Genomic DNA, 19,501 nt, shown 5'->3' with positions numbered 1-19,501 from the left:
GGGCCCCTAGATATCGAGGAATCTGACGTCCTTGGCGTTCTGCTGAATGAAGTTACGGCGCGATTCGACGTCCTCGCCCATCAGGACGGAGAAGGTTTGATCGGCAGCCAGTGCGTCATCCATGGTGACCTGCAGCAGGGTGCGCCGATCCGGGTCCATGGTGGTGTCCCACAGCTCCGTGTAGTCCATCTCGCCCAGGCCCTTGTATCGCTGGATGCCGTTGTCCTTGGGCAGTCGCTTGTTCATGCTGGCACCCTTGCGGATGGTTTCATCGCGTTCGCGGTCGCTGTAGACGTAGTCGTGGGCGGCGTTGGACCACTTGATCCTGTACAGCGGCGGCTGGGCCAGGTACACGTAGCCGTTCTCGATGAGCGGACGCATGTAGCGGAACAGCAGCGTCATCAGCAGCGTGGTGATGTGCTGGCCATCTACGTCTGCATCTGCCATCAGGACGATCTTGTGATAGCGAAGCTTGGAGATGTCGAAGTCCTCGCCGATACCCGTTCCGAAGGCGGTGATCATTGACTGGACTTCAGCGTTGCCCAGGGCCTTGTCCAGGCGGGCACGCTCAACGTTCAGGATCTTGCCTCGCAGCGGCAGGATGGCCTGGGTCTCAGGGTTACGGCCACGCTTGGCAGAACCACCGGCCGAGTCACCCTCCACAAGGTAGACCTCGCAACGTGAGGGATCCTTGGAAGAGCAGTCAGAGAGCTTGCCGGGCATGCCGAAGGACTCCAGCGGGCTCTTCCGGCGGGCGTTATCACGGGCCTTGCGGGCAGCCATGCGTGCCTGGGCAGCCGAAATGGCCTTACGGATGACATCGCGGGCGGGTCCGGGATTCCGCTCCAGCCAATCACCCAGCTGGTCCGTGACAACGCGCTGTACAAAGCCCTTTACCTCGGAGTTGCCCAGTTTGGTCTTGGTCTGGCCTTCGAACTGCGGCTCGGAAAGCTTCACCGAGATAACGGCCGTCAAACCTTCACGGATGTCATCGCCGGTAAGGTTGTCTTCCTTTTCCTTGATGATGCTCTTCTCCCGCGCATAGCGGTTGATGAGCGAGGTCATCGCGGCGCGGAAGCCTTCTTCGTGCGTTCCACCCTCATGGGTGTTGATCGTGTTTGCGTAGGTATGGACACTTTCCGAGTAAGCGGTGGTCCACTGCATGGCAACCTCGACGGCGATGTGCCGCTCAGTGTCTTCGGTTTCGAAAGCGATAACGTCCTCGTGGACGATTTCAACCTTCTTGCTCGAGTTCAGGTGCTTGACGTAGTCCAACAGCCCGTCCGGGTATTGGTAAACGACTGTGCGGTGCTCGGCTGCGACTTCGCCTTCCGTTGCCACGGCATCCAGATCGAGATCGTCGTCCCCGTCACGATTAACCGGGCGCTCATCCGTCAGCGTGATCCGCAGGCCCTTGTTGAGGAAGGCCATCTGCTGGAAACGTGCACGCAGCGTCTCGAAGTCGAACTCGGTGGACTCGAAGATGGTGCCGTCCGGGTAGAACGTCTGGGACGTCCCCGTAACGTCAGTGGCCTCGCCCTTGACGAGTTCGCCCTGCGGCTTGCCGCCGTCGGCAAAGGTCATACGCCAAACGTGACCCTGGCGGCGGACTTCCGTGTCAACCCGGCGCGACAGGGCGTTGACCACGGAAATACCAACACCGTGAAGACCACCGGAAACGGCATAGCCGCCGCCCCCGAACTTGCCGCCGGCGTGCAGGATGGTCATGACCACTTCAACGGTGGGCTTGCCCTCGGTCGGGTGAATGTCCACGGGGATGCCGCGGCCATCGTCCACAACGCGGACTCCACCATCAGCACGGAGCGTGATTTCGATGTGACTGCAGTAACCAGCCAAGGCCTCGTCAACAGAGTTGTCCACCACTTCATAGACCAAGTGGTGCAGGCCGCGGGGACCGGTTGAGCCGATGTACATGCCGGGGCGTTTGCGCACGGCTTCGAGACCTTCCAGCACGGTGATATCGCTGGCACCGTACTCCCTGGGCGCCTCCGCGGGCGTGTCAGGCTTGGGAACAGTCTCCTCTTCGGGCTCTACTGCCAAGGTCTCTGCATTGTCGTTAGCCACAGGCGCTTTCGACTCCTCTGTACTCGATGTCGGCCGTTCCCGGAGCTGCCCACGGCGAACCGCGGCCGCCAACGGGCACGTGACTGATTGCGCCGATTAGTCCGACGAAGGGGTCCCCGATGCCACAGGAGTGGATTCAGGACCCGACGACGTTTCACCGGCGCTCAGTGATCTACGCCAATTCTATCGTGGAAACGCGTGAATCCTTGCAAATACGGGGGCAGCCGAGAGCTGAATATGGCCGTAGGAGACCGCTGGCCCTATCTTCAGTGGCCCTATGGTGGTCCCGACGGGGGCCTATACGACTCGGGGGCGTTGAAACGCCCTGCACGCCGTTTAGCCGTAGGTGTCCCTCGGTCCGCGACCGTTAACGCTGCGTCCGCCTTTTCGCCAACTTGGAGCTGAAGGTCCAAGCACCTGAATGCTCGTTACCACTCCTTCTCCCAGTTCATTGCGGAACATCTCCAGGAGGCTGGTGCTCAGCAGCCGCAGTTGTGTAGCCCAGGCCGTGGAGTCGCAACGAACGTGGAGCGTGGTGTCGGTGAAACTCTCGGGCGTGCAGTGAGCGGAGATGTCCGGCCCAACCAGAGTCTCCCACTCCGCCATGACCGAGCCGACGGCCACAGGAGATGTCCAACCGCGTTCGGCCACCAAACGACCTACTACTTTTCCAAGTCCCAAGGGATCACGGCCGCTGCCGTGGAATTGGGTGAAGCCCCTGGTATCCCGCAGCCCTTTGCGTTTCGGAGCGGATCCAGGCCTCGGCGCGCGTTGCCGTACTTCGCCGCGGGCAGCGGCGGCTTCGCGCATCCGGTTTAAGGCCGCTTGGGCAGCGTCAATCTCATCCGGCTCACGGCCGGGCTGAAGTCCGTCGTGGCTATCCTTCGCCATCGATGCCTCCCGGAACAACGGTTACGCGCCGTCCGGCCAGCTCCTCGGGGATATCGGCATCGACGGCGGCAGTCACCAGTACTTGCTCAGCACCGGCGACGATTGCTGCCAGTTTACGCCGCCGGTGGACATCGAGTTCGGCAAAAACATCGTCCAGGATGAGGATGGGCGCAGTGCCACCGGTCCGGGCGTCATCCAACATCACATAGTAGGAGGCCAGTCGCAGTGACAGGCACATGGACCACGTTTCACCATGAGACGCATAGCCCTTAGCGGGGGCCTGCCCCAGCACGAGTTCCAGTTCGTCGCGGTGCGGACCTACCAAGGAGATACCGCGTTCGAGTTCCTTTTTCCTGGAGGCTGCGAAGGCCTGGATGTAGCGCTCCGTAAGTTCATCAACGGACAGCAGCCGGAGGTCATCAACCGACGCCGAAGGCTCCGTTCCCTGCTCGGCCGGCCCGCCGTCGTCGTCAAGTACGCCCTGAATGGTTGAGCGGTAGACGGCTCCAGCGTCCTTGGAACCATCAGTAAGTTGGGCATAAGCGCTGTTCAGGTGGGGACGCAAGCGCTCCACAAGTTCCAGGCGTGCATGCAGGAGTTCCGCGCCGGCACGGGCCATGTGCTGATCCCAGACATCCAGGGTTGCCTCATGCCCGGCGGTGAACTTGCCGGCGCGGGCCGATTTCAGCAGCGCATTGCGTTGCTTCAACACACGGTCGTAGTCGCTGCGGGTTGCGGCGTGCCGCGGAACGAGGCTCACCAGCAGCTCGTCCAGAAAGCGTCTACGGTTCGAAGGATCGCCCTTGACCAGCGCCAAATCCTCGGGCGCGAACAACACTGTTTGGCAGATCCCCAAAATGTCCCTGGCACGGACCGGGTTGCTGCGGTTGATACGTCCCCGGTTCGCCCGCCCGGAGTTGATCTCAAGCTCGATGACCGTTGACTGCTCGCCACGGACTAGCCTCGCCCGGATCATGGCGCGCTCCGTGCCGAAACGAAGAAGCGGAGCGTCCGTGCTGACCCGGTGGGAACTCAACGTCGCCAGGTACCCGATTGCTTCCATGAGGTTGGTCTTGCCGATTCCGTTGGAACCCACCAAGACCGTCACGCCGGGGCCGAGTTTCAGGTCGACCTGTGCATAGCTTCGGAAATCCGTCAGCGAAAGATGTTCGAGGTACACGCCGTTTGCAGGACTCCTGCGGCCTAGTTGGCCGGACGGGTGGCGTGTCCGCCGAACTGGTGGCGTAGTGCGGAAACCATCTTCATGGCAGGTGAATTGTCTTCGCGGGAGGCAAAGCGGGCAAAGAGTGCGGCCGTGATTGCAGGTGCGGGCACTGCGTTGGCGATTGCTTCTTCCACGGTCCAACGGCCTTCGCCGGAGTCCTCAACATAGTCATCGATCGAGGCCAAGCCCGGATCTTCGTCGAGGGCCTTGACCATGAGGTCCAAGAGCCACGAACGGACAACCGTGCCCTTTTGCCACGCTCGGAAAGTCCCCGGAAGGTCCTTCACGATGTCTTTTGCAGCCAGCAATTCGTAGCCCTCGGCGTACGCCTGCATGAGGCCGTACTCGATGCCGTTGTGAACCATCTTGGCGTAGTGGCCGGCACCAACTCCACCAACGTGGACGAAGCTGTCTGCCCGTTCACCCTCGGGACGGAGTGCATCGAAGACCGGCATGGCCAGTTCAATGTCCTCGTCGGCGCCGCCGGCCATGAGGCCGTAACCGTTCTGGAGGCCCCAAACACCGCCCGATACACCGCAATCCGCGAAGCGGATGCTCTTTTCTGCGAGTGCAGCCGCGTGCTTCTGGTCTTCCGTGAATCGTGAGTTGCCGCCGTCGATGACCAGGTCTCCGGGGCTGAGTTTCTCGCCCAGCTCCGTTACGACGGCATCCGTGATGGCACCGGACGGAACCATTACCCACACCAACCGAGGAGTGGGTAATGCAGCGATGAGTTCATCAACTGACCCGACGTCCGTGACGTCGGGATTCCGATCAAAACCTGTGACCTCAATGCCACCGTTCCGCATGCGTTCCCGCATGTTGAAACCCATTTTTCCGAGGCCGATCAGTCCGATGTGCACAGTGTGAACTCTTTTCTGTGGAGGTGGCGGGAGACGGTACCGGGCTGGGGCCAATTGGCTCGCAGCTAGTTGGGAAGGCGGACCGGCATCACTAGGTAGCGGTAGTCATCCTGGTCTTCGCCGTCTGCTTCAGCCTGGGCCGTGATCATGGCCGGTTTCGGGGCGGTGGTGAAGGAGAATCGAACGTATTTGGTTTCGATGACGCTCAAGCCTTCAACCAAGTAGTGCGGGTTGAAGGCAACGGTGATGTCTTCACCGGAAAGCTGGGCTTCCAGCTCCTCGGAAGCCTGAGCATCTTCACCAGTACCGGCGTCGAGATTCAGTAGTCCTTGGGTGAAGGCAAGACGGACCGGGGTGTTTCGCTCTGCCACAAGTGAGACACGGCGAACCGCCTCGACGAGTTCCTGGGTCTGGACTGTCGCGTGGATCGGCGTGGAGTCCGGGAAGAGTGAACGGATCTTGGGGTAGTCGCCGTCAACCAGAAGTGAAGTGGTGGTCCGTCCACCACTTTCGAAGCCAATGAGGCGGCTGTCGTCGTCAGCAAGCGCGAGGTTGATGTCGCCGCTGCCACCGAGAGTTTTAGCCACTTCGTTCAGAGTCTTGGATTTCACCAGTGCGCTGGTGGAAATGCCAGGGGTAACAGGCTTCCACGGGACTTCGCGCATGGCCAGGCGGTAGCGGTCCGTGGCGAGGAGCGTGATGAGGTCATCCTCGATCTCCATGCGAACGCCTGTGAGGATCGGCAGGGTGTCATCCTTGCTTGCTGCAATGATCACCTGGGATACGGCTTGGGCGAAAGCGTCGCCCGGCAAGGTACCGCTGATCGCCGGAAGTGCCGGAAGTGCCGGGTACTCGGACTCGGGCATGGTGGCCAGGTGGAAGCTGCTTCGGCGGCAGGTGAGAGTGACTTTACTGCCATCTGTCTCAACTTCCACAGGAGCCGATGGAAGGCTGCGGCAGATGTCTGCTAACAAGCGCCCGGAAACCAAGATGGTGCCCTCAACAGCGATATCCGCGGGGATTTCCAAACGAGCTGAGGTCTCGTAGTCAAAGCTGGACAGGCTAACGGTTCCTGCCTCGGCTTTGAGGAGGAGGCCGGACAGCACGGGTACGGGCGGCCGCGGAGACAACGACCGCGCGGTCCACGTAACGGCTTCTGCCAGGACGTCGCGGTCGACTCTGAACTTCACGGAAGGGTGCCGCCTTTCATTGCTGCTGCCATGTAGTAGCTGCGGCTTCCTGCTTGGAGGCCGCTAAATCTTCGCAGTCCGGCACCGGAACCTGCATGGTCCGCACTTAGCGAACTACAAGCAGACCCGAGGATGGGAGCGCTGCTGACAGCTTAGCCGGAAGATCCGCGATTAACCCATCCCCGTCGGGCAGGCCCCCTCGTATGTGGACAGTGCAGGCCGGCCACGGCCTGGTTCTTGGTCTGTCGTTTCCTGGACGGGATGGGTGGCAGAACGAGATTGTTATTTGAGGGATTTCAATTTTTTGGGATTCGTAGTGTTAATAACTGCTGTGGAAACTGTGGATAACCCCATCTCGCCGCGTCGTTTCGCGGTTAAGCCCTGTTCACGGATTGTGCGTTAACTGGGTTTTAAACAGGGTGTGGATGGGGACAACTCCCAGGCCGGTTTTTAACGATCCACAGATGGCTTAAGGGTTTTAAGCCCATTAACCGCGCTTGTCCCCTTAAGTATCCACAGGCTTATCCACATGCACCTGTTAATAAGGTATGTGGTGCCGGGCGCGATGTGGATTTCAGGAGTCGCGCTGTTGCTGTTTGATCCGGTTGGTCAGCTCCGTGACCTGGTTGTAGATCACACGGCGCTCGGCCATCAGCTCGCGGATCTTGCGGTCTGCGTGGATAACGGTGGTGTGGTCACGACCACCGAGCTCCTGTCCGATCTTCGGCAAGGACATGTCCGTCAGCTCGCGGCACAGGTACATGGCAATCTGCCGGGCCGTCACCAGGGTGCGTGTACGGGACTTGCTGCAGAGCTCTTCCATGCTGAGCTTGAAGTAGTCAGCTGTCTGGTCCAGGATCTGCTTCGCCGTGATTTCCTGGGCACCGTCGTCGGTGATGAGGTCCTTCAGGACCATCTCAGCGAGGGCCACGTCCACAGGTTGGCGGTTGAGGCTCGCGAACGCCGTGACGCGGATCAGCGCGCCTTCAAGTTCGCGGATGTTGCTGGAGATCTTGGAAGCGATGTACTCCAAGGCATCGTCCGGCGCGGAGAGACCCTCGCTGAGGCCCTTCTTGCGAAGGATGGCGATACGGGTCTCCAGTTCAGGGGGCTGGATATCCGTCAGGAGGCCCCACTCGAAACGGGACGTCATGCGGTCTTCGAAGCCGGCGAGCATCTTGGGCGGCTGATCGGAGGTGATGACAACCTGCTTATTGGCGTTGTGCAGGGCATTGAACGTGTGGAAGAACTCTTCCTGGGTCCGGTCCTTGCCCGCCAGGAACTGGATGTCATCGATCAGGAGCACGTCCACGTTGCGGTACGTGGTCTTAAAGCTGGTGCCTTCGTCATCGCGGATGGAGTTGATGAAGTCGTTGGTGAACTCTTCCGAGTTCACGTAGCGGACCCGGATGCCGCTGTAGAGCCGGCGGGCATAGTGTCCGATTGCGTGAAGCAGGTGGGTCTTGCCCAAACCTGAATCGCCATAGATGAACAATGGGTTGTAAGCCTTCGCCGGAGCTTCAGCCACGGCCACTGCGGCCGCATGGGCAAAGCGGTTCGATGAACCGATCACGAAAGTATCGAAGATGTACTTCGGGTTCAGTCGGCCAAACTCATGCGAGGTACTCGGCGGCGTGGGCTGCGGCTTCGGTTCGGCGAAGTCGGATACTGCGGAAAGCTCGACGGCGGGTTCGGGCTCTGCGTGGACGGGCACCAGATCAGTGTCTACGTCGATTGCACAGCGGATGTCGTCCGAGAAGACATTGCGGAGGGCATCGTCCAAGGCGTCCTTGACCTGCGTCTGAAGGACCTCGCGGGTGAGTTCGTTGGGAACGGCCACCAGCAGGGTTGAACCGATGAGGCCCTGTGCCTGGGCGAGGATGACGAAACCGCGCTGACGGGGTGAGACCCGTTCGTCTTGTTCCATGAGGCTCAGCACCCTGCGCCAGGAACTTCCGACAGTGTTGGCGTGGTTGGCTTCGTCTACTGTCATCAATCAGTTCCTAAATACTTGCTTGCCGGCGTTGCTGGCAGCCGAAGTGTCTCCGGCGGCGCTGTTCTGGGCGATAATCCACAGAGTTATACACAGCGGGTGGACATTGGGCTACTGAGCCACTCTAGGGGATGGAATCGCTAGAAGATAGCTGGGAAGTTGCCTGTGGATAATTACACCGTTGTGGTTCTCAAAAGCGGCCTGTGAGCCACTTCATCCACAGGCTGCGAACTGCGGTTGGACACAGCTGTGGATACCTCCGCGGCAGGCTCCCGGTTTGACTGTGGGTGCCTTTTTGCCCTAACGTTGTGAAGTCCTTTGTGTCCGCTTTTGAGATCAGTTGTAACTCCGTACGTTCACCGTGCGGAAGGCAACGGCGGCAGGCACATACAAAACTTAGCGTCGGCCAGTTCTTCCCCTTTTTTGATCGGGTGGGCGCACCTTTGATCCACTGGAGTAACTAACGTGAGCAAGCGGACTTTTCAGCCGAATAACCGCCGTCGGGCCAAGAAGCACGGCTTCCGCCTTCGTATGCGCACCCGTGCCGGCCGTGCCATCCTGGCTGCCCGTCGCGGCAAGGGCCGCGTCGAACTGTCGGCGTAAATAACTGACTTGTCGGTCAGGGTCTTTTTGCAGGTTCGACGGTGCTAGCCACCCCTAACCGTCTGCGGACGTCTACCGACTTTTCAACAACTGTACGTTCCGGCGTCCGCAATGGACGCCGGAACTTAGTGTTATATACGGCCTCTATCGAGGCCGGGGAGCCGAGTCGAATCGGCTTCATTGTCTCCAAAGCCGTCGGGAACGCCGTGACCAGGAACCTCGTTAAGAGGAGACTGAGAGAAGCAGGCGCACTGTCCTTGCATACGCATGGAACGGGTCTGGCGGTAGTAGTCCGGGCGCTGCCCGCAGCTGCAACAGCCAGCTGGGAGCAGCTGCTCTCCGACTACAACGCCGCACTGGCAGTGACGACGAAGCGATTGGGTGGCTCAGCTCCACGCAACGCTTCGACCGAACACAACGGCACCACAACGGAAGGGACACCGCGTGCATGACATAAGCACCGCCGTCGTTCCTTCCTCAAGCGACCCCTCCGGGAAGGTTCCCCATGGGAGCCTTCCGGCGGCGGTAGGCACGTTCCTCTGGGAGCTGCCCCGCAACATCCTCATTCTCTTGCTGAAGGCGTACCGTAAGGTCGTCTCGCCCCTGTACGGCCAGGTTTGCCGTTTCTTCCCCTCCTGCTCGGCCTACGCCTTGGAAGCAGTGACGGTGCATGGCGCCGTGAAGGGCAGCTGGCTCGCAGCGAAAAGGCTCGCCAAATGTCACCCTTGGAACGCCGGTGGAGTGGACCATGTCCCCGCCGGTCACCGTCATTGGCCTGAAGGCCGGACGCCCACAATTGTTGTACTGAACAATCCGGACCAGTTCCTGGCTGCTCAGGCTGATGAAGAAGGCCGCTCGGCGGCCTAACGAATAGGGATATCGTATGGACTTCTTTGAAACAATCATGTTTCCGTTCAAGTGGCTGGTGTCAATCATCATGGTTGGCTTCCACGAGGGACTGAGCTTCATTGGGCTGCCCGCCGCGAACGGCTGGACGTGGACTTTGTCCATCATTGGCCTCGTGTTGGTGATCCGTGCCGCCCTGATTCCTGTATTCGTCAAGCAGATCAAAGCGCAGCGCGGCATGCAGCTGCTGCAGCCGGACCTGAAGAAACTTCAGACCAAGTACAAGGGCAAGACCGATCAGCTGTCCCGCCAGGCCATGGCGCAGGAACAGATGGCGCTGTACAAGAAGCACGGCACCAACCCGTTCTCGGCTTGTTTGCCGATGCTGATCCAGATGCCGTTCTTCTTCGCCCTGTTCCAGGTGTTGTCGGGCATCTCCACTAACGCCAAGCAGGGCCAGGGCGTCGGTGCCATGAGTCACGAGCAGGTAGTTCAGTTCGATTCGTCCAGCATCTTTGGTGCGCCTCTGTCCGCTTCGCTCCTTCACGGTGACCCCAGTGGTGGCAACAGTGCTGTGGCTGTTTGGGTTCTGAGCATCATCATGATCATCGCCATGACGGCGTCGCAGTTCATCACCCAGAAGCAGATCATGGCCAAGAACATGTCCGAAGAGGCCATGGCCAGCCCGTTCATGCGCCAGCAGAAGATGATGCTCTACATCCTGCCGCTCGTGTTCGGTATCGGTGGCATCAACTTCCCGATCGGTGTCCTCATCTACTGGACCACCACCAACCTCTGGACCATGGGCCAGCAGTTCTTCGTTATCCGCCGTATGCCTACGCCGGGATCCCCCGCAGCCAAGGCGCTGGAAGAGCGCCGTGCCGCCAAGGGCCTGCCCCCGCTGCTGGGTGGAAAGAAGAACGCCGCCGCGGACGCTGCCGCTGAAGCCGAAGCTGCCGCTGCTGCAGCCGCCGAAATCAGGGCCCAGCGCGTCCAGCCACAACGTAAGAACAGGAAGAAGAAGTAATGTCTGCCGAGAGCACCGAAGAAGCAATGACCGCTGTGACCGAAGAGCAAGAGGACTCGCAGGAAGAGACGCAGTCCAAGACGGCCAGCCGTTTGGAAGAGGAAGGCGACATCGCCGCCGACTACCTCGAAGAACTCCTGGATATCGCCGACATTGACGGCGACATCGACATCGAGGTCCGAAACGGGCGCACATACATCTCCATCGGTGCTGATGAAGAGTCAGCAGCGCTGGACAGCCTCGTAGGGCGGGATGGAGAAGTTCTGGAAGCCCTGCAGGAACTGGCCCGTCTTTCAGTCCTTTCGGCCACCGAAAGCCGTTCACGTCTTGTCCTGGACATCAATGGATACCGCAAGGAACGCGCCGGCGTACTGCAGCAGATCGCCGAGGATGCTGTGGCGAAGGTCAAGGCTGATGGCGGCACGGTTGCCCTTGAGCCGATGAGTGCTTATGAGCGCAAGATCGTCCACGACGCCGTTGCTGATCTCGGATTCGTCTCCGAGTCCGAGGGCGAAGGCGCTGGCCGCCACATCGTCGTTTCGGCTGACTAGCAGCTCATGGTTGAAATCACGGCAGCTGAACTGGAAGCAGCAGAGAAAATCTTTGGGGAGCGCTTGGATCTTGCCAAGCGCTACGTGGAACATCTGGCTACGTCAGGTACTGAACGCGGGCTGATAGGTCCCCGTGAGATTCCGCGCCTTTGGAGTCGTCACGTCCTGAACTGTGCAGTAATTGAGTCCGCCATTGCCATGGACAGCCATGTTGCCGACGTCGGGTCCGGCGCGGGCCTTCCGGGCCTTTGCTTGGCAATTGCCCGCCCTGATCTCGAGCTGACCTTGATTGAGCCACTGGAGCGACGCGTCATCTGGCTCCAGGAGGTTGTGGATGACCTCGGCCTGGACAACGTCACCATCATGAGGACCCGGGCTGAGCTCGCGGTCGGAATGGTGGATGCTGACGTCGTTACAGCACGGGCTGTTTCTGCCCTCACTAATCTGGCTGGTCTCACCATCCCTCTCCTGAATGGTCATGGCGAAGTAGTGGCCATCAAGGGACGCAGCGCCGCGGAAGAGATCGAGAAGGCAAAGAAGGTTATCCGCAAGCTTGGGGGCGTGGAAACGTCAGTTGTGGTTTGTGGACAGGAACTTTTGGAGGAACCCACCACCGTGGTGAGGATCATCGTCAACAAGCCCGGAAAGACGGCGTAGGTCCCGCTCGGTTTCCCGCGTGTCGGCGGTCGAGCGGTTAGGCTAGAGAACGGCAGCAAGCGCCGAATGAGAGTGAGAGTGTGACCAGTGGGTAGTAGTGAAACCTCCACGCAGCGAATTCCCCCGTTTATGTCTTTGGGGTCCGCGCGGGCCATGGCTACACCCTCTGCATCTCTCCAGTCCGCAATAGTGCGAACTGATTCGGTTGATAACGCTGCCGTTTCACGTGAAACCGTCTCAGATGGAGTGCGTAACGTCATGGATTCCATCGATGATTCCAGTCCCATCGCCCGCCAGCTGGCTAACGAAACCCGACGCCGCGAACGGCTGATCGGCCGTGAACTGCCTAAGCCTGACAAAACCCGCATCTTCACGGTTTCCAATCAAAAGGGCGGTGTGGGCAAGACCACCACTACCGTGAACATTGCTGCCGCCTTGGCGTCTGCCGGTCTCAACGTGTTGGTGATCGACATCGACCCCCAGGGCAACGCCTCTACAGCTTTGGGTATTGAGCACCACGCTGACGTAGACAGCATCTACGATGTGCTCATCAACGATCTTCCGCTCAAGGATGTTGTAGCTCCGTGCCCTGACATACCCAACCTGATCTGCGCGCCCGCCACCATTCACTTGGCCGGCGCCGAGATTGAGCTTGTTTCACTTGTTGCCCGTGAGCAGCGACTTCGCCGTGCCATTGACGTTTACGCCAAGGAGCGGGAGAACACTGGCGAGGGCCGGCTGGACTTCATCTTCATCGACTGCCCTCCCAGCCTGGGGCTGCTGACAGTGAACGCGTTCTGCGCCGCCAGCGAGGTGCTGATTCCCATCCAGTGCGAGTATTACGCCCTGGAAGGCCTGAGCCAATTGCTCAAGAACATCGAGATGATCCAGAAACACCTGAATGCAGACCTCGTTGTCTCCACCATTCTCTTGACCATGTACGATGGCCGCACGAACTTGGCTGCGCAGGTTGCATCCGAAGTACGCCAACACTTCCCCGAACAGGTTCTGGGTGCTGTAGTTCCTCGGTCGGTACGCATCTCTGAAGCTCCGAGCTATCAGCAGACGGTCATGACGTACGATCCTTCTTCGAGCGGCGCACTTTCCTACATGGAAGCCGCCGCCGAAATAGCTGAACGCTAGAATTCTTGAAACACTGCAACAGCTTGGGCCGGTCCGTGCTCGGCTATTCCATCGGAGGGATGAATCAATGAGCGAAAAGCGAAGGGGCCTCGGCAGGGGTCTTGGGGCTCTCATTCCTAGCTCGGCCGCGGCCCAAGGAAACGGTACCGCACCGTCCCGGCCCGTGGATCTATTTTTTCCCGAGGCCCGGAAAGCCGAGGAGCCTGCGACGGTAGAACCCGCGCTTGAGCAATCGGATGCTGTTGATCCAAAACCGTCTCCTGCAAAATCGCCTTCCAAGGCCTCGGCAACGAAGTCCTCGAGCACAAAGACATCGACGTCGGCAAGGTCGGCATCGAAACCCTCCGCTTCGCGTGCTGCCGCCGCTGGCAAGCCAGGTTCAGACGTAGCAGGTACGACGGCGGCCGCTGCGCCTGCCGCTGCATCCTCGAGTTCCGCAGCCGACGTGGAGCTGGTGGAAGTCCCTGGAGCGCGGTTTGCTGAGATCCCCGTCGGGGACATCCACCCTAACCGCAAGCAGCCTCGTTCGGTCTTCGATGAAGACGACATGGCCGAGCTGGTGCACTCCGTGCGGGAAATCGGGGTCCTCCAGCCAATTGTCGTACGTACTTCAACCGAAAAGGGTGGAGAACCGTATGAATTGGTCATGGGTGAACGTCGCTGGCGTGCAGTGCAAGCCGCGGGACTCGAAACGATCCCTGCGATTGTCCGTGATACCACCGACGATGACCTTCTCCGTGATGCCCTTCTGGAAAACCTGCATCGGAGCCAGCTGAATCCGCTGGAAGAAGCAGCAGCGTACCAGCAGCTCCTGGAGGATTTCGGCACCACGCACGAACAGCTCGCAGACAGGATCGGTCGGTCCCGTCCGCAGGTATCCAACACGCTGCGACTGCTTAAGCTTCCACCATTGGTTCAACGCCGAGTAGCCGCGGGTGTCTTGTCCGCCGGGCATGCTCGGGCCTTGCTTGCACTCCCCGATGCTGCGGCTATGGAACGAATGGCGCAGAAGATCGTGGCCGAGGGTATGTCCGTCCGTGCCACCGAAGAATCAGTTGCTCTCTACCAGGATCCCACTACGCCGGCTAAGAGCAGCATCCCGAAGCCCAACGCCCGGCACGAGCGGTTGGACTACCTCGCTTCATCTCTCTCGGACCGTTTGGACACAAACGTGAAAATCACTTTGGGTGCACGCAAGGGACGCGTCAGCATTGAGTTCGCCAGCGTTGAGGATCTCAACCGCATTATGGATGTCTTGGGCCCTGGCGCAGAGGACTAAATACAACTATCGATGAATGGGGCTCACATATGCCATGTGGGTCCCATTTGCTGTTAAGCTCATCAAGTCATGCACGGTTCTCGTCAAAATCCTGCCGACTTCCGTTAGGTTCCGTGTTTCACGTGAAACCACGTTGTCTGCTTGATGCAGTGCGGGAGCTGAGCCGAACGAGTGCCTAATTTCCGTGTATAGACGTGTTGCCGCTTGGTCGACCGAGGATGCAATTGGACAACCAGGTCAACACTGTCACGAATTTCCCCCGAGTGGCCCTAGCTTGGAGTTGGTACGCTGACTTCTCTCCACATTTGCGAGGTTTCGCCAGCAATACTCCGGTCTTCCCATCCGATCCGGGCAGCACGGGAGATCCGTGCCCCACTGCCGTTCTGCATCTGCCTCAGTGGCAAAACTAGTGTGGTGGAAAGGTTGAGGTCCCTATTCGCGCATTCGGGAGTTGGGTCGTCGTCTCGATGCACGGCGAATAAGTGGTTCCATCGGCTTCGGGTAGCCACGGACACTGGGCCGCGTGCGAGTACGCTGCCAGGACAAATCGAACGACGTAGCTGGAGACGAATCTTCGAGATTGTAAGAATAACGGTGTCCATAAGACCGCGAGTTTCACGTGAAACGTGCGGTCTGGTAGTCCCCAATGCGTTTGGCCTGCTTCGGTCGGGTCCTTGCGCGGTCTTCGGGCATATTCCAGGAAATTTGCTGTTTATGTGATCCTTTATAGCCGTGAGATCGGTATCAGATAGCAGTCAGGGCATAGTTCGCAGATTTCCGGGTCCCGTGTTCAGAGACAAGACACAGGATGCGGGCAATGACTGATGCCCTTGATTCTATAAAGATTTGCACTGGTTCCCTTCGACAACAGAGGGATGGCTGAGTGATGGTTCCTTCGTCGCTCGATGTGATTTGAAGTTATATGCGGGGTGATACCTTCCACGCAGAGATCCGCGATAATTGGGGCGGGCATCCCCTAGCGAACCAGCGTTGGTATTGTGCTGAGGCGGGCGACTAGCATTCGAAGTCACGGCGCCCTCTGGGATTTGTCATGTTTCACGTGAAACGCAGCTGTTAGACGGCAGGAGTGTGCGCCACGACCTGGGTAGCTTCGGTCATGCACGAGCGGCACATGCGTGGGTGGTCCTGCTACGGTCTTTGACGCAGCCGGCAGTGTGAATTCTCCTGATATCGGAACGCAAAGTGCTTATTCTGCGACCGTTTCACGTGAAACAGTGCTCTGTTACTCGACCTTTCTCCACATTGCTTCGGCTAGAGCTGAAAAACCAATGCGCACGTCGGATGCGTTCATGTAACAGCCAGGCGACGCAGCAGTTGCCGCCTCGCCATTGCGAAGCCTGAGGGTGGCTTCTGCGCAGCGCGCCCAGAAAGTCCCCATTCGCTGACGTGCGATGCCTGGCAGGTACCCGGCCGTGGAGGCGGCAACATTCGTGTTCACCTCGCCAAGGACAGGATGACTTCCGCCTCGTGTCGAGTTCCTTGGAATGTGGGCGCCAAACGCGTCATATGCGTAGGACCCCGAACCGGTCCCATGTCGGCGCGCACCCATCGCCTTGTGCCTGCCCTTCCGATGGACCTTCGGTTCAATGCGCACATTCCCCAATGGGTGAGTCGTTCTGGGAAGAACGCCTTGCTGCCGGGCTTGCAGCGTACCGAGACGCTTAAGGGCCGTACAGGCAGCCGAGAATCGTTCAGGAAGGGTTCGGGGGGATTACATGGCCGAGGACGCCATGTCTCGCCCGGACCCCCTTCTCGGGCTCGTCCTCGGAGATGCTGTGGGGCGGGCAGGTTGCCGAGGGCTGGCAGCGGAAGAGCAGTCTGCCAATGCTTTCCAGCAGCGGAGAATCTACTTCCGCTGAGCCGTTTTCCTACACCTACCTAGGACTTTACCTTCATTGGAACGGTCTGTCCGACTTCAGGAGTGGGTGCGCCCCCTGCCGCATTAGACAGCGGGGCCTTCCCCACCGGCAGCTCAAGGGGGTATTGGGCTCCTGGATGGCGGCTGGGCACGCCTGCGGGTGAAAGGTCCTCTTCGGCGTGGATTGGTCTTCGTAGTTCCGTCGAAGAGGTGCAGGGCACTCCGGATGTCGGCACGGACAGTGAGGCCCGAATCTAAGCCTGTCGAGATCCTGGGGAAACATGGGAAATGATGTCTAACGCTCACCTGGGGCGGCACGACCTAGCTTGGACCCATCGCGGGTCAAGCAACGCTATGACACTAGGGATAGTCCCTTACCGCGTTCCCTGCACCCGTTACAAAGGGCCGGGATGTTGACGCAGTTGGATCTGTGCAGCTTATGTAAAAACACTGCTGGTCACAGTGATGAAGCACACGATTGGTCAGATGTTGGAGAACTGACTTTATAGCCTGAGAGGCTCGTTCACCACTATCCAAGTCCAGAGCCTCCGGCCGGAAGCAGAGCCTATTGTTAGAGCCTGACACGCGGAGCCGGAAGCCCCCGCAACACACATAGGTGCCGCTGTCTTGTTTCACGTGAAACGGCGCTCTCTGGGTTCTGTTCGAGGCAGCGCGGGTGCCCTCGGAGGTCGGGAGGCTACGGTGGATAAGCTGGTGGATAACCATGTGGAAAACGTTGGGGATAACTCTGTGGATTCTCAATGGATTCGCATCGACCGCCCGCGTCCTCCTGCAGGTCCGGGGATCCAGCGGAGGGGCCTATTGATCGTGAGAGACTCGATATGTCGTGAGTGTGAACGGTCTGCGCACCTAGCGCGCTCGATTTTGTCCAGTGAGCCCAATTTGCATTGATTTAGCTGGTTGAGACCCGAGATGGGCGCTTCTAGATTGGCCAACCCCAGTATCTGCTCCTAGGGTCACCACGGTCTTCACCTAATCCACGAATCTGCGACTGCGATATCCACTTGTAAGTCAGATGTGGGCAGTGTCATGAGCGGTGGATAAGCCTGTGGATAACATTGTGCATAAGTCGGTGGATAATTACCGCTGTCGCCGCCTAACTCCTAAGCGCCCCCTGGCTGCTCTTGCTGCAGGAAGCACTTGATTGCACTTCTCCTGCATGGACCACGAGAGCTTATGACCTCCCTCCCTGCGGAAGGTGGGTTGAGTTGCGATCGTCACTTGAATAGGACATGCTCACGCGGAGCTTCGTCTCCTGTGCCTGCGCCACGCTCCATGACATTCAATGGGAGAACGGTATTCAGCTCGGCATATTCATCCGACGTCTACAGGCCTGTGCGCAGGGGTGCCCGAACTAAGTGGTCGATCGTATGCAAGCAGCAAGTTCCATCTCATGCGCCACGGTCCCCTGACAAGACGCAGTTGACCGCGCCCATTGTCTCCCCGGGCCCAAAGAATCTAGTAGCATCGACTCTTGTATCGGTCAGGCTTTGGCAACCGGCGTCGTTCATGTCAGTCATTATGAGACTTCCCTCTTTGCGACTCCACCTGCAATCACGCGCGACGACTCGAACCCCACACTGTTTCACGTGAAACGGTCCGCATTCTTCTTCGTTGTTTCACGTGAAACAGCGAAAGGTGGCCCAGGGAGCGCCAAGGCTCCGGTGGGGCATCTGGTGGTCCAGAACCCTGAATAGCGTGGACGGTGCCTTCAGAGGTGATCTGGTTGCGTCAGGCTCTAGCCGCTCAGCATCGATGTGGCGGGGGGCTTGCGTGCCGCCAACGTATGCTGGCCGCAGTCGGCAATGGCCTTTCGTGTTCAGTGGAGTGGAGATATACGAAACATTCCATGCTGAGGCGCCCGAAGCGATAGTTGGCATAGCACCAATGACAGTCCTGCTTGCATGGTGGTTGCCACACGAGGCCTCGATGGATGTCTCCTTCTGCATCGGGGCGAGCCACTACGGTGCGGGGCGGAGATGACTCTGCACGGGACGCGCTCGTGGGCGGCCTGCGTGCTGGCTGCGAGCTATGAACTCACCCATAGTGACGCCATTCCATCGCTGTGGCCCGGCGCAGCGAACTTCAGGGCGGCTCATCTTCCTGGCCACTACGGAGCGAGATGACTCAACGGATGCTACGGGGGCCTGACCATCCTTGATCCTTGCGAGCCAACAGCTGGTGCTCTATTGATTAGTAGGGAAACGACAAATAGTGCGAAAAGCCCGACAAGCCATGTCCTGTTTCACGTGAAACACCGCTTGCTTGAGCCAGGGGCCGGTCGCACGTCCCTAGGTGCCCGCGGTATATGCTGGCAAGTATCACTGCCGACGTGCTCAGATCACGAGGCAGGAAGAGAACTTCTTGTGCTTAGCTTCAATTGAGTCCTTCGCTGCCCCCTCCCGGGAGTTACGGGACTCTGTCGGAACTAAGGACTAGGCAAGAGGATCTCCAATGAACTCCCTGCACACTAATCCGACGCGGCAGGGCTGTACGCCGGCGGAATGCGGTTCTGCTGCAGAAGGAGCGCCAGCTGTCCCCCACTAAACGCTAGGTGGTGGCGAGCGGCGTGGGGCGGTGCTGCGCGTGGATGCAATCAGACGGGGGCGCTGGAGTGCGCTGACCTGTTCTTGGGGTGACGTCTGGGAGCGTCGACTTGATTCGACACTGTTTTTCCGCGCGCGCACCTGGGCTGGCTGGTGTTTGAGTAGCTAATTCGGCCTAGGTGCGCTCCTTCTTGATGAGACGTGGCCTGTCTGTAGCGGATTAGAGCAACTGGCAATGCCAGAAGTTGCCATGGAGACCCAACCGACGGAGACCATGGGGAAGATGACTGGACCATAGTGTGGCTGTCTATCGGCAGGAAGCGGCATTCCGCGGGTCCTCGTCGTGTAGCGGTGCCAGGACCCCCCCCGAGGGCTGTCGTCGTCCAAAGAGCGCGTCTGATGGCTATCGGGGTCGCCTGGAGGCGCCGTAGGAGGCGGTGCACCGCAGCGGAGCTTGCACAGTCCTGACTAGGCCCTTGGCCTTATAGGGTCGGCGGATGATTCGATTTCGAGGGAAATGGATTGAAGTTGGATGACACCACAACCTTCCAAAGGTTGTTATCGCGGCATAGGGAACTGCAACGAAACCAGACTTTGACAGTGACATCACTCAGCCCAAGTCTAAATTGTCCCAGTTGAGCGGACTTCCCGCGTAGTTCGTGCGATCCCCGCCGTCCGGTCATGGCGCAGCCAAAGGACGTC

Annotated in this window: 14 protein-coding genes; 8 read left to right on the top strand and 6 right to left on the bottom strand. The window is 59.3% G+C overall.

Annotation, left to right across the window (positions count from 1 at the left end):
* Positions 1 to 6 precede the first annotated feature (6 nt).
* From gyrB to dnaA, 6 genes are all read right to left on the bottom strand, one after another.
* Positions 7 to 2,085 carry a DNA topoisomerase (ATP-hydrolyzing) subunit B gene (gene gyrB, locus ACZ881_RS17375; RefSeq protein ID WP_091464274.1) on the bottom strand — a complete coding sequence of 693 codons (2,079 nt, stop codon included), beginning with the start codon at positions 2,083 to 2,085 and terminating at the stop codon, positions 7 to 9.
* Between the two features lie 336 nt (positions 2,086 to 2,421).
* The gene (locus ACZ881_RS17370) at positions 2,422 to 2,976 is read right to left on the bottom strand and encodes a DciA family protein (protein WP_054808852.1); all 555 of its coding nucleotides are present in this window, start codon (positions 2,974 to 2,976) and stop codon (positions 2,422 to 2,424) included.
* On the bottom strand, positions 2,963 to 4,156 hold the full coding sequence (gene recF / locus ACZ881_RS17365; RefSeq protein ID WP_091464272.1) for a DNA replication/repair protein RecF: 1,194 nt from the start codon (positions 4,154 to 4,156) through the stop codon (positions 2,963 to 2,965). Before recF ends, ACZ881_RS17370 begins: the two co-directional genes overlap by 14 nt.
* Before the next feature lie 23 nt (positions 4,157 to 4,179).
* A complete protein-coding gene (gnd, locus tag ACZ881_RS17360; protein WP_091464270.1) occupies positions 4,180 to 5,064 on the bottom strand; it encodes a phosphogluconate dehydrogenase (NAD(+)-dependent, decarboxylating) in 885 nt (294 codons plus the stop codon).
* A gap of 65 nt (positions 5,065 to 5,129) precedes the next feature.
* A complete protein-coding gene (dnaN, locus tag ACZ881_RS17355) occupies positions 5,130 to 6,254 on the bottom strand; it encodes a DNA polymerase III subunit beta (RefSeq protein ID WP_011772783.1) in 1,125 nt (374 codons plus the stop codon).
* Positions 6,255 to 6,828: 574 nt separating this feature from the next.
* Positions 6,829 to 8,247: a chromosomal replication initiator protein DnaA gene (gene dnaA, locus ACZ881_RS17350; protein ID WP_476117305.1), complete on the bottom strand. Its 1,419-nt coding sequence runs from the start codon at positions 8,245 to 8,247 to the stop codon at positions 6,829 to 6,831.
* A gap of 465 nt (positions 8,248 to 8,712) precedes the next feature.
* Here dnaA and rpmH point away from each other — a divergent pair, with 465 nt between their 5' ends.
* From rpmH to ACZ881_RS17310, 8 genes are all read left to right on the top strand, one after another.
* On the top strand, positions 8,713 to 8,850 hold the full coding sequence (gene rpmH, locus ACZ881_RS17345) for a 50S ribosomal protein L34 (protein WP_011776797.1): 138 nt from the start codon (positions 8,713 to 8,715) through the stop codon (positions 8,848 to 8,850).
* A gap of 41 nt (positions 8,851 to 8,891) precedes the next feature.
* Positions 8,892 to 9,302, top strand: coding sequence for a ribonuclease P protein component (gene rnpA, locus ACZ881_RS17340; protein ID WP_091464267.1), 411 nt, complete (start codon positions 8,892 to 8,894; stop codon positions 9,300 to 9,302).
* Positions 9,232 to 9,717, top strand: coding sequence for a membrane protein insertion efficiency factor YidD (yidD, locus tag ACZ881_RS17335; protein ID WP_091464264.1), 486 nt, complete (start codon positions 9,232 to 9,234; stop codon positions 9,715 to 9,717). The genes rnpA and yidD overlap by 71 nt, the downstream gene beginning before the upstream one ends.
* A gap of 16 nt (positions 9,718 to 9,733) precedes the next feature.
* Positions 9,734 to 10,723: a membrane protein insertase YidC gene (yidC, locus tag ACZ881_RS17330; protein WP_091464261.1), complete on the top strand. Its 990-nt coding sequence runs from the start codon at positions 9,734 to 9,736 to the stop codon at positions 10,721 to 10,723.
* The gene (locus ACZ881_RS17325) at positions 10,723 to 11,274 is read left to right on the top strand and encodes a Jag family protein (protein WP_476117300.1); all 552 of its coding nucleotides are present in this window, start codon (positions 10,723 to 10,725) and stop codon (positions 11,272 to 11,274) included. The genes yidC and ACZ881_RS17325 overlap by 1 nt, the downstream gene beginning before the upstream one ends.
* Positions 11,275 to 11,280: 6 nt before the next feature.
* Positions 11,281 to 11,931, top strand: coding sequence for a 16S rRNA (guanine(527)-N(7))-methyltransferase RsmG (gene rsmG, locus ACZ881_RS17320; RefSeq protein WP_090822133.1), 651 nt, complete (start codon positions 11,281 to 11,283; stop codon positions 11,929 to 11,931).
* Between the two features lie 87 nt (positions 11,932 to 12,018).
* A complete protein-coding gene (locus ACZ881_RS17315) occupies positions 12,019 to 13,074 on the top strand; it encodes a ParA family protein (protein WP_370628910.1) in 1,056 nt (351 codons plus the stop codon).
* Positions 13,075 to 13,141: 67 nt separating this feature from the next.
* A complete protein-coding gene (locus ACZ881_RS17310) occupies positions 13,142 to 14,353 on the top strand; it encodes a ParB/RepB/Spo0J family partition protein (protein ID WP_476117298.1) in 1,212 nt (403 codons plus the stop codon).
* Positions 14,354 to 19,501: the final 5,148 nt, after the last annotated feature.

The organism is Paenarthrobacter sp. TE3676 (assembly GCF_056279165.1).
This window is presented reverse-complemented; position numbering and strand designations above follow the sequence as displayed.

Coding starts and splice junctions, on each gene's coding strand:
- ACZ881_RS17370 (WP_054808852.1), bottom strand. CDS start 2,976: ATGGCGAAGGATAGCCACGACGGACTTCAGCCCGGCCGTGAGCCGGAT.
- dnaA (WP_476117305.1), bottom strand. CDS start 8,247: ATGACAGTAGACGAAGCCAACCACGCCAACACTGTCGGAAGTTCCTGG.
- yidC (WP_091464261.1), top strand. CDS start 9,734: ATGGACTTCTTTGAAACAATCATGTTTCCGTTCAAGTGGCTGGTGTCA.
- ACZ881_RS17325 (WP_476117300.1), top strand. CDS start 10,723: ATGTCTGCCGAGAGCACCGAAGAAGCAATGACCGCTGTGACCGAAGAG.
- rsmG (WP_090822133.1), top strand. CDS start 11,281: ATGGTTGAAATCACGGCAGCTGAACTGGAAGCAGCAGAGAAAATCTTT.
- ACZ881_RS17310 (WP_476117298.1), top strand. CDS start 13,142: ATGAGCGAAAAGCGAAGGGGCCTCGGCAGGGGTCTTGGGGCTCTCATT.